We start from the raw sequence: 362 nt of genomic DNA on the forward strand, positions 1-362 counted from the left end.
GCTGTCCAGCGCTTCGGCACGGGTGGCGTCGGCCTGGTGTTCGGCCCGGTCACCGCCCTCTGGTTCCTTGCCATCGGTCTCTCGGGGTTGAAGCACATCATCACGGATCCGGAAATCCTTTGGGCGATAAGCCCGCATTACATCGTGGCTTTCTTCATCAATTCGCCCGACGTGTCTTTCGTGACCGTCGGCGCGGTCTTCCTGGCCGTTACCGGCGCCGAGGCGCTCTACGCCGATCTCGGCCATTTCGGTCGCAAGCCGATCGTTCTGGCGTGGCTGGCAATCGTGTTTCCGTGCCTGCTTTTGAACTATGCCGGGCAGGGCGCCTATGTGCTCGCCAAGGGCGGCACGGTCGGTCATCC

1 protein-coding gene is annotated in these 362 nt (G+C 63.0%); it reads left to right on the top strand.

The genetic code is table 11. The features are described 5' to 3' along the window. On the top strand, window positions 1-362 hold a 362-nt coding region (locus tag EN852_RS36515; RefSeq protein WP_189546457.1), incomplete at both ends, for a KUP/HAK/KT family potassium transporter.

This window comes from Mesorhizobium sp. M2E.F.Ca.ET.209.01.1.1, assembly GCF_004010375.2.
Taxonomy (GTDB): Bacteria; Pseudomonadota; Alphaproteobacteria; order Rhizobiales; family Rhizobiaceae; genus Mesorhizobium.